Source organism: Sulfitobacter aquimarinus (assembly GCF_040149565.1).
GTDB classification, from domain to species: domain Bacteria; phylum Pseudomonadota; class Alphaproteobacteria; order Rhodobacterales; family Rhodobacteraceae; genus Sulfitobacter; species Sulfitobacter aquimarinus.
The window spans coordinates 138,800-152,632 of the sequence record NZ_JBEFLO010000007.1 but is presented as its reverse complement, the minus strand read 5'-3'; the positions used below and the strand labels follow the sequence as shown (position 1 = coordinate 152,632).

General features: G+C 62.0%; 11 protein-coding genes. 2 read left to right on the top strand and 9 right to left on the bottom strand.

Annotation, left to right across the window (positions count from 1 at the left end):
• Positions 1–79 precede the first annotated feature (79 nt).
• The gene (locus tag ABMC88_RS13755) at positions 80–1,210 is read left to right on the top strand and encodes a polysaccharide biosynthesis/export family protein (RefSeq protein ID WP_349577474.1); all 1,131 of its coding nucleotides are present in this window, start codon (positions 80–82) and stop codon (positions 1,208–1,210) included.
• A 4-nt stretch (positions 1,211–1,214) separates the two neighbouring features.
• Positions 1,215–3,236, top strand: coding sequence for a capsule polysaccharide biogenesis protein (locus ABMC88_RS13750; RefSeq protein ID WP_349577473.1), 2,022 nt, complete (start codon positions 1,215–1,217; stop codon positions 3,234–3,236).
• A 3-nt stretch (positions 3,237–3,239) separates the two neighbouring features.
• On the opposite strand, the gene ribD is transcribed toward ABMC88_RS13750, so the two are convergent.
• The 9 genes from ribD to ABMC88_RS13705 form a co-directional block, all read right to left on the bottom strand.
• The gene (gene ribD / locus ABMC88_RS13745; RefSeq protein WP_349577520.1) at positions 3,240–4,310 is read right to left on the bottom strand and encodes a bifunctional diaminohydroxyphosphoribosylaminopyrimidine deaminase/5-amino-6-(5-phosphoribosylamino)uracil reductase RibD; all 1,071 of its coding nucleotides are present in this window, start codon (positions 4,308–4,310) and stop codon (positions 3,240–3,242) included.
• Positions 4,311–4,324: 14 nt separating this feature from the next.
• A complete protein-coding gene (gene nrdR / locus ABMC88_RS13740) occupies positions 4,325–4,792 on the bottom strand; it encodes a transcriptional regulator NrdR (RefSeq protein ID WP_349577472.1) in 468 nt (155 codons plus the stop codon).
• A gap of 130 nt (positions 4,793–4,922) precedes the next feature.
• Positions 4,923–5,336: a hypothetical protein gene (locus ABMC88_RS13735; protein ID WP_349577471.1), complete on the bottom strand. Its 414-nt coding sequence runs from the start codon at positions 5,334–5,336 to the stop codon at positions 4,923–4,925.
• Between the two features lie 162 nt (positions 5,337–5,498).
• A complete protein-coding gene (gene rpoD / locus ABMC88_RS13730; protein WP_349577470.1) occupies positions 5,499–7,484 on the bottom strand; it encodes an RNA polymerase sigma factor RpoD in 1,986 nt (661 codons plus the stop codon).
• 167 nt (positions 7,485–7,651) lie between these two features.
• The gene (dnaG, locus tag ABMC88_RS13725; protein WP_349577469.1) at positions 7,652–9,646 is read right to left on the bottom strand and encodes a DNA primase; all 1,995 of its coding nucleotides are present in this window, start codon (positions 9,644–9,646) and stop codon (positions 7,652–7,654) included.
• A 77-nt stretch (positions 9,647–9,723) separates the two neighbouring features.
• Positions 9,724–10,026: a hypothetical protein gene (locus ABMC88_RS13720; RefSeq protein ID WP_349577468.1), complete on the bottom strand. Its 303-nt coding sequence runs from the start codon at positions 10,024–10,026 to the stop codon at positions 9,724–9,726.
• Between the two features lie 37 nt (positions 10,027–10,063).
• A complete protein-coding gene (locus ABMC88_RS13715; RefSeq protein WP_349577467.1) occupies positions 10,064–10,600 on the bottom strand; it encodes a sarcosine oxidase subunit gamma in 537 nt (178 codons plus the stop codon).
• The gene (locus ABMC88_RS13710) at positions 10,593–13,517 is read right to left on the bottom strand and encodes a sarcosine oxidase subunit alpha family protein (RefSeq protein WP_349577466.1); all 2,925 of its coding nucleotides are present in this window, start codon (positions 13,515–13,517) and stop codon (positions 10,593–10,595) included. The genes ABMC88_RS13715 and ABMC88_RS13710 overlap by 8 nt, the downstream gene beginning before the upstream one ends.
• Positions 13,514–13,786: a sarcosine oxidase subunit delta gene (locus ABMC88_RS13705; RefSeq protein ID WP_349577465.1), complete on the bottom strand. Its 273-nt coding sequence runs from the start codon at positions 13,784–13,786 to the stop codon at positions 13,514–13,516. The genes ABMC88_RS13710 and ABMC88_RS13705 overlap by 4 nt, the downstream gene beginning before the upstream one ends.
• Positions 13,787–13,833 lie beyond the last annotated feature (47 nt).

The following is a 13,833-nucleotide window of genomic DNA, read 5'->3' as shown; positions in this document are numbered from 1 at the left end:
CCGACCAGAGTACCGTGGTCGCGAATACGTCGAATTAATCGGCGATCAGAGGCAGAAAATAGGTCGAGGAGACCGGGCAGTGAAAACCCTAAACAAACGATGGGCGCGTCCCATCGCCGCGATTGCGGCATGTGCTGTTCTGGCGTCTTGCGGATTGCCGCAGGTAGGCCCGAACAAACGCCAGATCTTTGCAGGTTCAGTCCAGCGCGAAGGCGACGCCTTTATTGTTGCCGTGAACGACCGCGTGACCCGCGCCACCGCTGTGGTCCCTGCTTTAGGCTTTTCCAATGCGTTCAAAAACGCAGGCACGCTTGGCTCGGACACGATCCGTGCGGGCGATGTTCTGGGCATCACCGTCTATGAAAACGTAGACGACAGCCTGCTGGGCACCGAAGGCGCGCCAGCCACGCTTGAAGAAGTGCAAGTCGACGGCGCAGGCTTTATCTTTATTCCATATGCGGGACGGATCAAGGCGGCAGGCAACTCGCCCGAAGCAATCCGCCGCATCATCACCAACAAACTGGCCGATCAAACCCCTGATCCACAGGTCGAAGTCCGCCGCGCCGCAGGCGATGGCGCGACTGTCTCGCTGGTTGGGGCCGTGGGTGGCCAAGGCGTCTACCCGATTGAGCGCCCCACCCGTTCGCTCGCGACTATGCTGGCCCGTTCGGGCGGCATCACGATTGAGCCCGAGATTGCCCAGATCACTGTGATCCGCGGCAAAATGCGCGGCAAAATCTGGTTCGAAGACCTGTACAAGCACCCCGAACTCGACATTGCCCTGCGCGGTGGTGACAAAATTCTGGTGGAACAGGACACACGCTCGTTCACCGCACTTGGCGCGACAGGATCGCAGGCACGTGTCCCCTTCGAGACGCAAAACCTGAGTGCGATTGAAGCGATTGCACAAGTGGGCGGCCTGCTGGCTGCCTCTGCCGACCCCACGGGCGTCTTTGTGCTGCGTAACGAGCCTGAGGCCGTGGCCGAGCAGGTCTTGGGCCGCAACGATCTGGAAGGCGCACAGCGTCTGGTTTACGTGCTTAACCTGACAGAGCCGAACGGCATGTTCATGGCCCGCGACTTTGTGATCCGCGACAGCGACACGCTCTATGTGACCGAAGCGCCGTTCACCCAGTGGACCAAAATTCTGAGCGCGATCACTGGCACGGCAAGCGGCGCGGCCACCATCACCTCGCTGACCGGCGGCTAGGGCCGTGGGCCTTGGTCCTGAAATATACACTGAAAATGCCGCCGGTTCTGAAAAGGACCGGCGGCTTTTTGTCTATAACGGCGGTTTCCTGACCCAAGGGCGCATCCGCCGCATCCTGCAACTGTCGGGCTATTCTATCCACGTGGGACTGCCATCGGCAGAGGGAGATGCAGTCGCGGTCTGGGGCAACTCCCCCACTGCGCACCGCGGCGAAGAAGTGGCACAGCGCCGCGATGCGCCTGTTGTACGGGTTGAAGACGCGATGCTGCGCTCGCTGTTCCCGGGTCGTGACGGAGGCCCCCCCTTGGGCCTTGTGATCGACCACCGCGCCGTGCATTTCGATCCTTCAAAACCTTCCGACCTTGAGGTGCTGCTGGCCACACACCCGCTGGATGACACTGCCCTGTTGAACCGCGCCCGCGCCTGCATCGCCCGTCTGGCCGAAGCACACCTGAGCAAATACGCGGCCATCCCGCTGGACACCCCTGCCCCCGATCCGGGCTATGTGGTTGTTATTGATCAAACAAAGGGCGACGCCTCGGTCACTGCATCGGGTGCCGACCGCGCGCGTTTCCTTGAGATGCTCTATTACGCGCAGGAAGAACACCCAAGTGCGCGCATCCTCATCAAGACCCACCCCGAGACCGTCGCAGGCCACCGCGAGGGGTATTTCCGCGACAGCGACCTCAATGACCGCATCGAATTCCTGACCGATCCCATCAGCCCCTACACGCTGTTCGAAGGGGCCATCGCCGTCTACACCGTGTCCTCGGGGCTGGGGTTCGAGGCGATCTTTGCAGGGCACAAACCCCGCGTCTTTGGCCAGCCCTTCTATGCCGGTTGGGGCCTGACCCAAGACCAGTTCGAAATACAACGCCGCCAGCGCAGCCTGACCCGCGCACAACTGTTCGCCGCTGCGATGATCCTGTATCCGCGCTGGTACGACCCCTTCCGCGATGCGCTATGCAGCCTTGAAACCGTGATCGACACGCTGGAAGCGCAGGCCCGCGCATGGCGCGAGGACCGCCACGGCTGGGCCGCAGCGGGGATGAGCCTTTGGAAACGCCCCCATCTCCAGAAATTCTATGGCAGCCACACGCCGCTCACCTTCACCGATGCGCCGCTCGACATATCTGACAGGCCGCAGATGATATGGGCCTCCAAAGCCGCACCTGAATTGCACATCACCCGCACCGAGGACGGCTTTCTACGCTCACGCGGGCTGGGCGCGGAACTGACGCCGCCGCTGTCTTTGGTGAATGACGATCTGGGGATATATTACGACCCTGCCCGCCCCTCGCGGTTGGAAAAATGGATCGAGGCGCGCGCCACGCTGCGCCCCGACCAGCAGATGCGCGCCGACCGTCTGATCAAGGCGCTGACCACTGCGGGGCTGAGCAAGTACAACACGGGCAGCGCACCCGAGGCTCTGCCCGACGGCCCCCGCATTCTGGTGGTGGGGCAAGTGGGGGATGATGCCTCGATCCTGCGCGGGACAAGCGATGTGGCCAGCAATCAGGCGCTGCTGGACGCGGTACGCGCCGCGCATCCCGACGCGACGATCCTGTTCAAACCCCACCCCGATGTGGAGGCTGGCCTTCGCGAGGGTGCGCTGACCAATCCCGAAATCGCAGACCACATCCTCGCCAAAACCGACCCCGCCGCGCTGCTGGCGCAGGTGGACGCGGTGCATACCATGACTTCGCTGATGGGGTTCGAGGCGCTGCTGCGCGGCGTGCCTGTCACGACCTATGGTGCGCCGTTCTATGCGGGCTGGGGCCTGACCACCGACCGCTCGGACGTGCCGCCCCGCCGCCGTGCCACGCCCACGCTGGAGGGGTTGGTTCATGCCACGCTGATCGACTACCCGCGCTACATCGATCCAAAAACAGGGCTGCCCTGCCCTGTCGAGGTTGCGGTGGAACGCCTTGCCCAGAACGACGTGCCCAAGCCCGCAAAGGCCAACCGCATTTTGTCAAAGCTTCAGGGGTTATTCGCCAGCAAGGCGCATCTGTGGCGCAAATAGCGCCTAGCGGCGCAGCCAGCGGTGCATGACGTCTGGTCCCACAGCGCGGCTCTCTACCAGATCAAAGCGCGGCGCGGACGCCAGTCGTGTCACACCCATCGCGCCGATCCCCGGCAGCCCTTCGGCACCAATCACCACACCTGCGGAAAACCCGACCAGATGATCAACCAGATCGGCCTGTAGCAAACTGGCCGCAATGGAGGATCCGCCCTCAGAGAAGACCCGCGTGAAGCCATGGCTGCCCAACTGCTGCAGCACATCGGCCATATCCAACTGGCCGTTTTGCACCTTGCACGGATAAAGCTGCGCACCGATCCCCCGCCATGCGGCAACCAGCGCGTCAGGTGCGCCTGCGCCGTGGCACAAGATCAGCGGCACATCGCCCGCCGTCTGCGCCAGCTTGCCCGTCATCGGAATATCCAACCGCCGAGAGACGACAACGCGGGCGGGCTGCGGCACATCCCCCATGCCGCGCACGGTCAGCGTGGGGTCATCTGCGCGGGCCGTGCCCCCCCCCACCATCACCGCGTCATGGCGGGCACGCATACCGTGCACAACCGCACGAGCGGGGCTTTGGGTGATCCACTGGCTTTCGCCGGTGGCGGCGGCGATGCGCCCGTCAAATGAATTGGCCAGTTTCAGCGTGACCATCGGGCGGCCTTCTGCGATCCGCATGAAAAAGCCGAGATGATCGTCACGCGCCTGATCTTCGCAAATACCGGTATCAACGGTGATCCCCGCCGCACGCAACATCGCAATGCCGCGCCCAGAGACACGGTCATCACTGTCTTGTGTCGCCACAACAACCCGCGCCACGCCTGCGTCAATCAATGCTTGCGCACAGGGCGGTGTCTGGCCTTGGTGCGCGCAGGGTTCAAGGGTGACGTATACGGTCGCGCCGCGTGCAGCATCGCCCGCTTGCGCCAATGCCCGAGGCTCTGCGTGCGGGCGCCCGGATGGCGCGGTCCAGCCGCGCCCTACAATCACACCGTCGCGCACCACCACACAGCCCACCGCAGGGTTGGGCCATGTGTTCCCCCACCCGCGCCGCCCCAAGGACAGCGCGAGCATCATATGTCGAATATCGCTCAAGTGTCGGTCGGCATGTCGGGCCGCAACTCCGCTACGAATTTGTCGAAATCATCGGCCGCTTGGAAGTTCTTGTAAACACTTGCAAACCGCACATAGGCGACAGTGTCGATGCGGGCCAGCGCCTCCATCACGATCTCGCCGATCTGTTTCGATCCGATGTCCGTCTCGCCCATGCTTTCCAGCCTGCGCACAATGCCGCTGATCATCTGGTCAATCCGCTCGGGCTCGATTGGACGCTTCTGCATGGAGATGCGCACCGAACGCTCAAGCTTGTCACGGTCGAAATCTTCGCGTTTGCCCGTGGTCTTAATCACAACCAGATCGCGCAATTGCACGCGCTCATAAGTGGTGAAACGCCCGCCACACGCGGGGCAAAAGCGGCGGCGGCGGATAGATACGTGATCCTCCGCCGGACGGCTGTCTTTGACTTGGGTATCTATATTTCCGCAAAACGGGCAGCGCATACGCCTGTCCCCTTATTCCTGATCTGCCTCAATTGTGGGATCACCGCCCCACTTATCCACAGGTATAGATCAGCCCATAGGTTTTGGGTAGTCCAGAAATTTACGACTATATAAAGTGTGTCACGCCCCCTCAGCGTAGGGGGCGCAGGACATCGCGGTCATAGTCGCGGCAGAACTGAATGGCATGGGCTGTGTTTAGCCCTACGCCCACCTGTCGTGTGCTTAGCGAGACGGAGGTCGAGGGCCCTTGCGACAACGACGCCGCATTGGTGGTAAAGGTCACCGCCTTGCGCCCGTCACGTGTCTGCGATGCCCCACGCGCCTTGGCGATATAGACGCGGCCAAACTTGCCCAACTTACGCTCCGAATACTCAGCAGCGGCGCACCACATCCCTCTTGGACCTTCGCCGCGGGATTCGATCACCTCGAAGGTCGAGCGTGTGAGCGGCACGACCGTCAAATCGTTCGAGGCGCGGTATGTCTGCGCAGAGGCGATGGCAGGCAGGGCGGTGGCAATAGCGGCGGCAAGAATGAGAGGACGCATATGATTTCTCCTGATTATCTGGCTTATAGGTAGGCGCGATGCCCTCACTTACAAATCAAAGCGCCGTGACATGGCTGTAACCTGCGAGAAAGCGCCCAAAGCCCCCCCACAAAAAAGGCGGCCCCGAAGGACCGCCTGATTGCCGAATGTCGGATTGTGCGCTTACTGGTCCAGAAAGCTGCGCAGCTTGCGCGAGCGGCTTGGATGCTTGAGCTTGCGCAGCGCCTTCGCCTCGATCTGGCGAATACGTTCGCGGGTCACGCTGAACTGCTGGCCCACTTCCTCAAGGGTGTGGTCCGTGTTCATCCCGATCCCGAAGCGCATCCGCAAGACACGCTCTTCACGCGGGGTGAGGCTGGCCAATACGCGGGTTGTGGTTTCCTTCAGGTTTTCCTGAATGGCGCTGTCGAGCGGCAGCACGGCATTCTTGTCCTCGATGAAATCGCCCAGCTGGCTGTCTTCCTCGTCGCCGATGGGCGTCTCGAGGCTGATCGGCTCCTTGGCGATTTTCATCACCTTGCGGACTTTTTCCAGCGGCATTTGCAGCTTTTCGGCCAGTTCTTCCGGCGTGGGCTCGCGCCCAATCTCATGCAGCATCTGGCGGCCTGTGCGCACCAGTTTGTTGATCGTCTCGATCATGTGCACAGGAATACGGATCGTGCGCGCCTGATCGGCAATGCTGCGCGTGATCGCCTGACGGATCCACCACGTCGCATAGGTCGAGAATTTGTACCCGCGACGGTATTCGAACTTGTCCACGGCCTTCATCAGGCCGATGTTGCCTTCCTGAATAAGATCAAGGAATTGCAAACCACGGTTCGTGTATTTCTTCGCAATCGAGATAACCAGACGCAGGTTGGCCTCGACCATTTCCTTCTTCGCCTGACGGGCTTCTTTTTCGCCCTTCTGGACCTGCTGCACGATGCGGCGGAATTCAGAGATGTCGAGACCCACATATTGGCCCACTTGCGCCATGTCTGTGCGCAACTCGGTCACTTTGTCAGAGGAGCGCTCAATGAACATCTGCCAGCCACGACCGGGCTTTTCGGCCATCTGCTCCATCCAGTTCGGGTCCAGCTCGCGGCCGCGATAGGCATCCACAAATTCCTTGCGGTTGATACGCGCCTGATCCGCCAGCTTCACCATCGCGCTGTCGATCTGCATGATGCGGCGGTTGATGCCATAGAGCTGGTCAATCAGCGCCTCGATACGGTTGTTGTGCAGATGCAGGTCGTTGACCAGCAGCACAATCTCGGACCGCAGTTTCTGGTAGGATGCCTCGTTTTTCGCATTGAACGAGCCATCCTCGTTCAAGGTTGCCGAAATACGGTTGTCCTGCATCTGGCTCAGCTTGACGTAATCGTCGGCGATGATGTCCAGCGCCTCGAGAACTTGTGGCTTCAGCGCGGCTTCCATCGCGGCCAGCGACATGTTGGCCTGTTCGTCCTCGTCCTCATCATCATCGTCGGTGGTGATGGGGTTGCCGTCAGCGTCCAGTTCGGGCTGGCCTTCTGTCTTTGTATCGGCTGCGGGGGCGCCACCAGCGGGAACAACGGGCGTGGTTTCCTCTTCCTCGCCCATCGTGTTGCCGAATGTCGCCTCAAGGTCGATCACATCGCGCAGCAGAATGTCTTCGGACAACAGTTCGTCACGCCAGATGGTGATCGCCTGAAAGGTCAGCGGGCTTTCGCACAGCCCTGCGATCATCGTATTGCGGCCCGCTTCGATGCGCTTCGCAATCGCGATCTCGCCTTCGCGGCTCAACAGCTCGACGCTGCCCATTTCGCGCAGGTACATGCGCACCGGATCATCGGTGCGGTCCAGTTTCTCGGAGGTGCCCGAGCCTAGAACAATCTCTTTGGGGCCGTCGGTGGTGGCTACATCAGTGCCGCCTTTGTCCTCGTCCTCGGCCTCTTCGTCCTCGATGATATTGATGCCCATCTCGGACAACATGCTCATCACATCCTCGATCTGCTCCGAGCTGACCTGATCGGGTGGCAGAACGGTGTTGAGCTGGTCGTAGGTGATATAGCCCTTCTCGCGGGCCTCGCCGATCATCTTTTTGACGGCAGCCTGAGACATATCAAGCGAATGGCCGCTGTCTGCTTCGTCGCGCTTGGTATCTTCGTTGGTGTCTTTAGCAGCCATGAAAAGCTCCCCTATGTCCCTAAGCGAATCACCCGCAAGTGATTCGTTTTCCGAATCATGCGGGGTTTAAGGTGATTCTTAAACCCGCATCCCTTGTTTTTGTACTAATTGCGACGATTTGGTTACCCCCGCGCCACAACGTCCTCGTTACATGACCCGCCCCGCAGTCAGGGGCCCTTCTTTCCGCCTTTGGAAAAGTCGATCTGGTCAAAGAAATTGCGGCTTTTCGCAACCTCTTCACGGTCCAGCCGTGCGCCGTTGTCGGCTATTACATATTCCGCCCTGTCCTCCTGACCAGAGCGTTGGGCCAAATCAGCGGCTTTTGCCGCCTCGGCCAAGCGCCACGTCAGCCCCTCGTCGGCCTCGCCGCTCAGGTCATCTGCAGCATCCTGCACCTCGTCCTTGAGGCCCCGCATGGCGGCCAGCTTGGCCAGTTCTTCGGCCACGGTCATGGTCGTCATCTCGGCGTTGCCGGGTTTGCGGATGCAAGGCGTGATGGCCACATGGCGTTGCGCCATCAGGGTTTCAAGGGCGTAGGGGCCAAGTTCGTCGTCAATACGCCCCCGTAGGGTTGGCCCGCCCTCGGAGGCATGGCGCAGCACCAGATCGCGCAGGCGCGCGTGATCGCCGTTCAAACAGGCCATTCTTTCCAACCCGCTCTCGAACGGCTCGACCACCTCGGGGCAGGTAATGCAGGCCGCAAGGATCACCGCCTCGCGCAGGTGGTCCGTCGCCGCCGCATCCGATGCCGTGGCCAAGACCGAGGATTTCGCCCCCGCCGATGGCCCCTCGGGCGCGCGGCTATTCCACGGCTTGCCCCCGCCCTTGCCCCTGCTTTTGCCCCAATCGCGGTCCACCCGTGCGGGGCCGCTGGATTTAGAGCGGAACAGATCCCAGCGCATATCCTTGATCGCCTGGCCGTAATGGCTGCGGATGCTGGGGTCTTTGATCAGCATGATCTTCTCGCGCAGGGCTTTATCAAGCGCCGCTTTACGCTCGGGGCTGTCAAAGTTCTTGCCCTCAACCTCACGGTTCCAGAGCAATTGCACCATCGGCACGGCTGCATCCAGCAAAGTCTGCACAGCCCCCGCCCCTGCGGATTTGAGCAGGTCGTCGGGGTCCTGCCCCTCCGGCATCATGGCAAAGCGCAAGCTGCGCCCCGCCTCCAGCAACGGTAACGCCAGATCAATCAAACGCAGGGCGGCACGCTGGCCCGCTGCATCGCCGTCCAGCGTAATAATCGGCTCGTCGCTGATGCGCCACAGCATCGCCAGCTGGTTTTCAGTTATCGCAGTGCCAAGGGGGGCGACAGAGGCGCCAAACCCCGCCTCGCTCAGCGCGATCACATCCATATAGCCTTCAGCCACCAACAAGGGCTGCCCCTTGCCCGCCGCCACGCGGGCGTCTTTGACGTTATAAAGGCTGCGCCCCTTGTCAAAAAGCTCCGTCTCGGGTGAGTTGAGGTATTTCGCCTTATCCTCGGGGTCCATCGCACGGCCGCCGAAAGCAATGCACCGCCCCCGCGCATCGCGGATGGGATACATGATGCGGCCACGGAAGGTGTCATAGGGCTTGCCGCCTTTGCTCGACGGTTTGGCCAGCCCTGCGCCAAGGATCATCTCGTCCTCGATGTCCTTGCCCTTCAGCGCATCCCACAGGCCCTGCCAGCTGTCGGGGGCAAAGCCTATCTCCCAACGGTCACACACAGATTGATCCAACCCGCGCCGATCCAGATACTCCCGCGCAGCCGTAGCCGCACCGGTGCGCAATTGCAGGCGGAACCATTTGACGGCCAGTTCCATCACATCGGCAAGGTCTTTGCGCTTGTCTGCCTTCTCCGCCGCACGCGGGTCGCGTTCGGGCATGGGCATCCCCGCCTCGCCCGCCAAAATCTCGACCGCTTCCATGAAGCCTACATTCTCTGTCTCACGAATGAACGAGATCGCATCCCCCTTGGCGTGGCAGCCAAAGCAGTAATAAAACCCTTTGCGGTCATCGACATGAAAGCTGGCTGATTTTTCCTGATGAAAGGGGCACGGTGCCCACATATCACCCTTGCCCTGATTGGACTTGCGCGCATCCCACATGACCTTGCGGCCCACAACCTGTGACAGGCTGGAGCGGGTTCGAAGCTCATCAAGAAATCCAGGGGGCAGGCTCATAGACCTAATATGGGGAGCACGTGGCCAGAGTCCAGCCACCCGCCCCCGTAAGCAGGTGGATTATTACGAGAGGCGCATCACTGCGCGTTGCACATTTCAGCCCACGCCGCCTTTAGGTCAGCGGTTTTCACCTCGGCCATTTTCATCCCGTAGACCCAGGGCGTCACCAACGGCAGGATGTTGTTGTATTTCTCGGGCCATTCGGGCGCCGTTCCTGCCACATGGTCGGGCACATTCGCCTCTTTCACCCGCGCCACGCGCGCCGCTTGCACAGCGGCAACCACATCGGATTGATAGCCGCAGTCCTTTGCCTTGGCCGTCGCCGCGATGGCGGGGGCAGCAAGGGACATACAGGCAAGAACACTCAACACACGGATCATAACACAAACTCCAGAAAACAACTGATTTGTGCGCAGACTACCCCCGTGCGGCGACAGCTTCCAGTGCACGCGCTAAATCGTGAACAAGTGTCCCCGCCATTGAGCGGAAAACAGCTATCATCAGGCGGTCGTCGTCCAGCCGCGTGATGCTGGCGTTCATATGCCCCAACTGCGTGCGGAGCGTGTCACCGATGCCAAACACATGCTGTCGCAGATCCACAGGCGACAGCCGTGACATCACCTCGGCCCCATGCGGGCCGTCCAATTGCACCACAGCCCAGGCGTCCGACTGGTCCACCACAGCCGCCAGCGCGGCCAGCCCCGCATCAGGGGCCACCCCTATCAACAACGCCTCGCCCTGCCCGACCCAGACACAGCGCGCCGCGCCGTCCGAGGTGGTCTGCAACGGCGCAGGAAACGGCATGCCCAGCGCCCGCTCTAACGCGGCAATTGACGCGGCTTTGAACGGCGTCACCGATGTGATCGGACCACAGTCCATCTCTGTGACTGTCATGCGGCCCACGCTCAGCGGCAACAGCCCCGCACAGGCGCTGGTTGGGGTTAGGCTATCCACGCACGCGCCCTCCTTCGGGATCAATGAAAACGGGACTGCAAAGCTCGACCTCGACGGTCAGATCGCGGACATGGTCGCGCACGACCATCCGCTCCCCCATGCGGTCAGGCCCGCCTTTGACAAAGCCAAGTCCGATCATCACCCCCAGATCAGGCGAAAAACAGACCGAGGTGACATAGCCTTGATCGTTGGCATGGACATGCGCCGCCCCTGCATCAAAGATATGCGCGCCCGCGCTCAGCTGCTTCACCGCGCCCACAGGCCGCAGCCCGACCAAGCGTTCACGCAGCGGGTCAACCAACCCTTCGCGCCCTGCCAGCACCTTGCCGATGCAGTCTTTCTTGGGCGAGATCATACGCGCCATCCCCACGTCAAAGGCCGTCACCCGCCCGTGGATTTCCGAATGGGTGATGTGCCCCTTCTCGATGCGCAGCACGTTGAGCGCCTCCATCCCGTAGGCGCCACCCTGCATCGCCTCGGCCCGTTTGACGAGTACCTCAAACAAGGCCGCCCCGTACCGCGCAGGCACTGCAATCTCGTAAGCATGTTCACCCGAGAAGGAGATGCGGAAGAGCCGCCCAGCCACGCCAAGCACACTGATTTCACCGCAGGCCATGAACGGCCAGCTGTCATTGTCGACGGGTGCATCCAGCAGATCATTCAGCAACGCCCGCGACTGCGGCCCCGCCACGGCAAACTGCGCCCATTGCTCGGTCACAGAGGTAAAGGCCACGTCCCATTCGGGATGCAAAGCTTGGGTCACGAATTCCAGATGCCGCATCACATCGCCAGCGGCGGCGGTGGTCGTGGTCATCACATAATGCGCAGGCCCCATGCGCGCACAGGTGCCGTCGTCCATGACCGTGCCATCCTCGCGCAGCATCAGGCCATAGCGCACGCGCCCTTCCTTCAGGGTCGAAAACATACCGGTATAGACCAGATCTAGCAGCTTGCCCGCGTCAGGGCCCTGAATGTCGATCTTGCCCAGCGTGCTGACATCGCAGATGCCCACGCTGTTGCGCACGCATCCCACTTCGCGGTCGCAAGACTGCCGCCACGTCGTCTCGCCCTCGCGGGGGAAGTAGCTGGGGCGATACCACAGCCCCGCCTCGATCATCGGCGCGTTGCGCGCCAATGATCCCGCATGGCTGGTGGTCAACCGCTGCGGGGCAAAGCCCTTGCCCTGCGATCCCGCGCCCAAAGCGGCAATCGCAATCGGTGAATAAGGCGGGCGGAAGGTCGTCACGCCCGTCTCGGGTATCCCGCGCCCCGTGGCATCGGCCAGCACCGCCAGCGCGCCCACGTTCGAATTCTTGCCCTGATCCGTCGCCATGCCTTGCGTGGTATAGCGCTTCATATGCTCGACCGAGCGGAAGTTCTCTACGGCGGCCTGTTTGATGTCCTTGACGCTGACGTCGTTCTGGAAATCAAGCCACGCACGGCCCTTGCCCTCCACTGCCCAAAGCGGTGAGATATTGTAGGGCGCATCCTCGGCCTGCGGCACCGCGACCTGCGCCGCCGTCCCGCCCAGCGCCACAACAACCCGTGCCGCCGCCTGCGCCCCCTCGGCCAGACAGCCAGCGGTAGAGAACGTCCCGTTGCACGCACCCACGGCCTCCAGCCCCGGCACCGCATCAGGGGTCGGCACAAAGGCCGCGATGTCCTCGCGCCATTGCGGCCGCCCGTTCATGTGACAGGTCAGATGCACCGTGGGGTTCCATCCGCCAGAGACGGCCAGACATTCCGTCGCAATCTGTTCAACCTTGCCATTGGCAGTCCGAACCTTGATGCCCGACAGCCCTAATCGCCCCTTGGAGCCGATGACCTGCGCCCCCAGATGCACAGGATAAGGCACATCGCCCACATCCGCATCCGCCCGCGCATCGATAAGCGCTGCAATCGTCACGCCTGCGGCATGCAAATCCCGCGCCGTGCGGTGCGCATCATCGTTGTTGCCAAACACCGCAACCGTTTTGGCAGGCGCCACGCCCCAGCGGTTCACATAGGCCCGCACGGCCCCCGCTGTCATGATCCCCGGCCTGTCGTTGTTCTCAAAAGCAATCGGGCGCTCCAACGCACCAGCACAGAGCAAAATGCGCTTGGCGGTAATCCTCCAGAAACACTCCAGCGGCGCTGCACTGCGCGGCAGATGGTGCGTCACCCGCTCCAACGCGCCGTACACGCCGCCATCATAGGCACCCGTCACCGTGGTGCGCGACATCAGGCGCACATTGGGCATCGCTGCCATAGCAGCGCTCTGTTCCGCTACCCAGTCTTGCGCAGGTATCCCGCCGACGTCCTCAACCTCGGCCAGCAACCGCCCGCCCATCTCAAAGTCCTCATCACACAAGATGACGTCAAGGCCCGCCTCGGCCGCCACCCGCGCCGCCATCAGGCCGGACGGCCCCGCGCCAATCACCAACAGATCACAAAACGCAAACGCGCTGTCATAGGTATCGGGGTTGTGCTTACCACTCAGCGCACCAAGGCCCGCCGCACGGCGGATAACAGGCTCGTACAGCTTTTCCCAAAATGCCTTGGGCCACATGAAGGTCTTGTAATAAAACCCCGCCCCCAAAAACGGAGCGGCCAGATCATTCACCGCCATCGCATCAAAGCGCAGCGACGGCCACGCCGATTGCGAGCGGACCTCCAACCCCTCATAGATCTCTTGCACAGTCGCCCGCACATTAGGCTCCGCCTGCGCGCCGCGCCCGACCGTCACCAGCGCATTCGGCTCTTCCGAGCCTGCGGACAACACCCCACGCGGACGGTGATACTTGAACGACCGCCCCATCAGCCGCACCCCGTTCGCGAGCAACGCCGAAGCCACCGTATCGCCCACACGCCCCGTGTAGCCGACACCGTCAAACCGAAACCGCACCACCTCGCCCGGCGCTTGGGTCGAGACCCTCATGACGTGCCCTCCCGCAGACCCGCCGCCGCCGCAAGCTCGGCGCCGAACACCTCATGGGTCACCGTATCGCGGGTGACAACCAACCACGCGCCACAACCCGCCTCGTGATGCCACAAATCACGGGTCCGCCCCACAGGGTTATCGCGCAAATGCACATAACCGTCCCACGCCGCTGGCCCCGCATCCACCGCAGGCCGCACCACCGCAGCGCCGCGATAATAAAACTCGCGCCGGTCCCGCTCCCCGCACAAAGGACAAGGTATCCTCATCGTGCCACTCCCCAAATCCCAGCCCAAACGCCGCCATCCACAGCGCA

Excerpts from the sequence above, each read along its gene's own strand:
- rpoD (WP_349577470.1), bottom strand. The coding sequence starts at position 7,484 with ATGGCTGCTAAAGACACCAACGAAGATACCAAGCGCGACGAAGCAGAC.
- nrdR (WP_349577472.1), bottom strand. The coding sequence starts at position 4,792 with ATGCGCTGCCCGTTTTGCGGAAATATAGATACCCAAGTCAAAGACAGC.
- ribD (WP_349577520.1), bottom strand. The coding sequence starts at position 4,310 with ATGATGCTCGCGCTGTCCTTGGGGCGGCGCGGGTGGGGGAACACATGG.
- dnaG (WP_349577469.1), bottom strand. The coding sequence starts at position 9,646 with ATGAGCCTGCCCCCTGGATTTCTTGATGAGCTTCGAACCCGCTCCAGC.
- ABMC88_RS13705 (WP_349577465.1), bottom strand. The coding sequence starts at position 13,786 with ATGAGGATACCTTGTCCTTTGTGCGGGGAGCGGGACCGGCGCGAGTTT.
- ABMC88_RS13710 (WP_349577466.1), bottom strand. The coding sequence starts at position 13,517 with ATGAGGGTCTCGACCCAAGCGCCGGGCGAGGTGGTGCGGTTTCGGTTT.
- ABMC88_RS13735 (WP_349577471.1), bottom strand. The coding sequence starts at position 5,336 with ATGCGTCCTCTCATTCTTGCCGCCGCTATTGCCACCGCCCTGCCTGCC.
- ABMC88_RS13720 (WP_349577468.1), bottom strand. The coding sequence starts at position 10,026 with ATGATCCGTGTGTTGAGTGTTCTTGCCTGTATGTCCCTTGCTGCCCCC.